The sequence below is a fragment of the Candidatus Symbiopectobacterium sp. 'North America' genome (assembly GCF_015762685.1).
GTDB lineage: Bacteria > Pseudomonadota > Gammaproteobacteria > Enterobacterales > Enterobacteriaceae > Symbiopectobacterium.
This window is the reverse complement of record NZ_PEHF01000060.1, coordinates 1-3981: the sequence shown is the minus strand read 5'-3', so window position 1 is coordinate 3981 and position 3981 is coordinate 1. Positions and strand designations below refer to the sequence as shown.

Below are 3981 nucleotides of genomic sequence, written 5' to 3'. Positions count from 1 at the left end.
GCAACATTTTCCATGATGGCCTCTCCTGAAAGAAAAACACCCTGCCAGCGTACCGCTACAGGGTGGGGTGACCATCTCATTAGCTACCCGAAGGTGACTTGATTTTCATACTAATGGTGCGAAGGCCGGACTCGAATTTCACACCCAATAGACTGATATCAATGTAGTTTATAAGAAGTAATAAATAGTTATACCCGCACATGTGCCCACAAGTTAAAATCCGTACAAAAAACAGCCACTACATGTGGGTATAAAAGCCATATCAGTACAACACCGATATGGCTATAAAAGCAAGATTCAGGCAGGCAGGAAGGTTTTCTTCAGAGGCACCAAAAGTTTGGTTTCGATATCAACCTGCTCATAGTTTTCGATAAGTTCCCTGACAAGATCGTCCAACGTCCAGAGCGTTAGCGGTATAGTCGAGCGGTCGGCTTCATAGCGAGCATCTTTCGTAAAGCCCCCCGTACTGACATAAAGCTCGCGATCGTCTGGATGACGGCCGCCAATAAAGCTGCGTATCTGTTGACTTCCCATCTGCTCTCTGCGATGCTTTACCTCAACGATAATACGTGGATTTTCAAAACCGAATCCATCAGGTGAAGCAATAATGTCTTTACCCCGATCAGCCCCTGCAGGAGAGACCTGCGTTTTATAACCCATACTGCGTAAGACTCCGGCAACGAGATTTTGCATTTCGTCCCAATCAAGAGAGTTGATTCGATCTTTGATACCCTCAAACGCCAGCATTTCCATATCACGAAGCGGATCAGAAACAACTTCATCTTCATCCATGGCAACTGGATTCTGAGTAATAACATCTACAGTGGGTTTCTTATCCTGCAAAAGCTCTTCTAACGCATATTCCGGAAGCTGGAAAACCGTCAGCGTGGAGCCCAATGTGTTTTTGGTAGCAACAGACAATCGATCGCGGTCGATTTCTTGAGTATTCCATTTAACCTGCCGAGCGATACCCATCCCCTCTTCCACCCATTCAGGATGATATTGGAAGTCTGATGTAACTTTGCCTAGCAGATAAGTACGGTTGGCTGGCGAATAGGTAATAACCCAATCACCCTTTTGGATTTCGTTCACAAAACGCCAGACCTGCGATGCACCAGAACGCGCAGTTCCCAGCTTTGTTAAGGGATCTGCCTACTGGTATAAGGCGAGTAACTGAGCTCGGGACAGGCCGGGTTTAACCAATGGAGCCAATTGAGACCAACCGATACCCACAATTTGTTTATCGCGGAAATCGTCATAGAGTTTGCCGCCGTCACCGCGAATCATCCACATTCTGTTGCCCATACCCGTCCCTTCATGAGGAAAAGAAATTAAACTGGATCATAAGCTTGTTAATCTCAGGCGTCAAAACCTCCATAGCGACTGCCTAATATTCCCGGATCGTGTTTTGCGATGATGTGGTTAGTTAAAATTACAGCTTCTATTTGCATGATATTTCGTCCATATAAGAAAAAGCACCTGCCTGCATCGGCTGGTGCTTTTTGTAATGAGTAAATAAGTAAGACTGGAATCTGAATCAGCGAGGTATTCCCAATATTCACCGTGCTGCGTTAATACGATTTCTTTTCAATAAACCAGTTGCCTGTCGCGCCCGCAGAATATCGACAGCCCGCAGGTATGGGGACTGTTCTTGCCAGTTGAATCCCCTGCGATCAATACGAACCAGCTCGTACTTTTCCACCAAAAAGTTAACTGCATCAGCCAGTGTAATACCGGCGTTGATATGCTCCTGAATAACGGTTTCATCTCTGAATGGGGTATAATTTAGCATCAGGCCATAATGCTGTTCAAGCAGACGGGTCAGCAATGTCTGCCAGACCACTACGGGTGACGGGCATGGTTTAGCCGCCCGCAAAGTCGTTGCAGGTAGAATTTTCATGTTTCCTCTCGTAAAAGTGATTAACGTTGGGTGGGATAAATGGCGATGTATACGTAGCCGTAACTACCAAGGGTGTCTGCTTCGCAGATGAAACCTTTTTGATAAAAGGTAACGCAGTGGGCATGGAGGGGATTCAGTTCACCGATAGTCAACATCGACTCCATCTGGCTGATAAACTGTGGGAATGCTTCATCCAGCTTCATACATTCAGCATTACTGAATTTACCGGTAATGCTGGCCCGGTCAGCCAGATAATGCAGCCGGTTTCCCTCCTGTACCAGACGAGCGCCAAAGCAAGGTGTCACATTACGATTCAGGCCCCACTTGAGGAATGAATCGTTCTCTGAGTCAGTAGATTTCATTGAAACTCCCTCATAGCCAGCCTCGCTCAGCAAACGACACAATGCCATCTGTGCCGACAACCAGATGATCGAGCGTTTTCACATCAACCAGTGCTAACGCTTCCTTAAGCCTGCCCGTAATATTGCGGTCGCATTGACTGGGCTCCGGATCGCCTGATGGATGGTTATGCGCCAGCACTACGGCAGCAGCGTTAAAGTGAAGCGCTGATTTGACCACTTCGCGTGGATGGACCTGTACATGATTAACAGAACCGGTAAACAACGTTTCTCTCTCGAGCAAGCGATGCTGACTATCGAGATAGAGCACCATAAACACTTCCCGCTCTTGCCCTGCAAGTTGTAGACGAAGCCAGTCACGGGCCGCAGTGCTTGAGGTAAAGGATATGCCGGGCTGGCGCAGATATTTATCCAGCAGGTTGATAGCGCGGCGAATAGTCCGTTGGGCATAGGGTGTCAATCCGGATGTCGCAGGGAGCAAGCAACCATGTTGAGCCATAACCGTCAGCGGAAAGAGTTCAGGCTGCAATGACACCGGGGATAATGCGGTATTCATGTTCGACATTCCTCAGTCAATTAGATGCATAATGGCGCCGCACTCTGGATGGTTCAGCGCGAAGTCACGTAAGCGATAATAGTGCTCAGTCATCGCGTCACATTCGGTACGGCAGGCATGGTGGCTGTATGCCATCAGGCAGGTGACTATCCCTGCTGCTTCGCCAGTCAGTTCTGCACCGTTGCCATTTATGCTGTTGAACAATGTCCACATCTCATCTTTCTCTGACTCAGGAGCCATAAAAGCGCCGCCGTTGCTGAGCGTCGAAAAGCTCCAGATACCGCCGTGATAATCGGTACACAGGCGGTCCATCCAGGCAAAGATACGGGGCTCCAGGGTTATCCATTGCGGGATGAAGCCAAAGTGCTGCGGCCAGAAGTCGATGCGTAGTTCATCGGGCACAAGCGTTGCGGTAATTGCTGTCTGCTCAGCGAACTGAAAGGTTTGTGTATCCATTAAAATATCTCCTTATGCTGGAACTGTTGTTTAACGCCCGAAAAACTCGAGCATGTTTTCTGCCATAACCCACAGGGCGCGATTGAGCTTCAGATCGCTATCAATACCGGTTACGGCACGGGTGCGGCGGCTTTTCCCTTGTGCAGTTCGTCCTGACAATCCGCCTTTCATCAGGTTCTTCTGCACTCGCTGGTAGACGGTCCACAGGTCATCGCTGTTATCCTCCCGGCGACGCGGGGTCAGCAACTGCGATACCGTGACCAGCTGGTGGTCCTCACCAAAGCGATATTTCAGGGCGGCATTCGCCAGCGCGTGACGGGCTGGGGCTGGCAGCGCCAGCGACTGCATCGCATCGCGCTTCTCCTCCACCCGGTCAAACACGCAGAGCACTTCGTAAGCCCCTTCAATCACCTTCTCAACGACATTACCTTTATGCGGCACCCGCACTTCGCCAAATGACTGACCGCAGACCAGACCGTTGGTACTGACGCCACGAAACAGCCCAGGCAGCATCTGGTAGCTCGATGAGCCGTCATGGCTGTTGAGCAAAATGATTTCCGGTACCTGATGGCCGGTTAATTGCCCGGCACGACGCAGGCGAAGCATGTGTTTGGTATGCTCCCGCTTGCTCTGGTCACGAACCTTCTGTAAGTATCCCGGTAAACCGAACCATTCACTTTTAGAGATCTTCTGACATACTGATTATGTCC

At 49.5% G+C, this 3981-nt stretch carries 4 protein-coding genes and 2 pseudogenes; all 6 read right to left on the bottom strand.

The features are described 5' to 3' along the window. Positions 1 to 297: 297 nt before the first annotated feature. Positions 298 to 1287: pseudogene (locus CS369_RS13605) on the bottom strand (restriction endonuclease). Positions 1288 to 1558: 271 nt separating this feature from the next. Next, entirely contained in the window at positions 1559 to 1900 is a 342-nt protein-coding gene (locus CS369_RS13600) for a TA system toxin CbtA family protein (RefSeq protein WP_196907516.1), read from the bottom strand. A gap of 20 nt (positions 1901 to 1920) precedes the next feature. After that, positions 1921 to 2262, bottom strand: coding sequence for a type IV toxin-antitoxin system YeeU family antitoxin (locus CS369_RS13595; protein WP_196907515.1), 342 nt, complete (start codon positions 2260 to 2262; stop codon positions 1921 to 1923). Positions 2263 to 2272: 10 nt separating this feature from the next. Then, entirely contained in the window at positions 2273 to 2815 is a 543-nt protein-coding gene (gene radC / locus CS369_RS13590; RefSeq protein WP_196907514.1) for a DNA repair protein RadC, read from the bottom strand. A gap of 12 nt (positions 2816 to 2827) precedes the next feature. Then, positions 2828 to 3271 carry an antirestriction protein gene (locus CS369_RS13585; protein ID WP_196907513.1) on the bottom strand — a complete coding sequence of 148 codons (444 nt, stop codon included), beginning with the start codon at positions 3269 to 3271 and terminating at the stop codon, positions 2828 to 2830. A 30-nt stretch (positions 3272 to 3301) separates the two neighbouring features. Continuing rightward, positions 3302 to 3916, bottom strand: a pseudogene (locus CS369_RS13580) (DUF932 domain-containing protein); the annotation flags it as partial. Between the last annotated feature and the right edge of the window lie 65 nt (positions 3917 to 3981).

Excerpts from the sequence above, each read along its gene's own strand:
- CS369_RS13600 (WP_196907516.1), bottom strand. The coding sequence starts at position 1,900 with ATGAAAATTCTACCTGCAACGACTTTGCGGGCGGCTAAACCATGCCCG.
- CS369_RS13595 (WP_196907515.1), bottom strand. The coding sequence starts at position 2,262 with ATGAAATCTACTGACTCAGAGAACGATTCATTCCTCAAGTGGGGCCTG.
- radC (WP_196907514.1), bottom strand. The coding sequence starts at position 2,815 with ATGAATACCGCATTATCCCCGGTGTCATTGCAGCCTGAACTCTTTCCG.
- CS369_RS13585 (WP_196907513.1), bottom strand. The coding sequence starts at position 3,271 with ATGGATACACAAACCTTTCAGTTCGCTGAGCAGACAGCAATTACCGCA.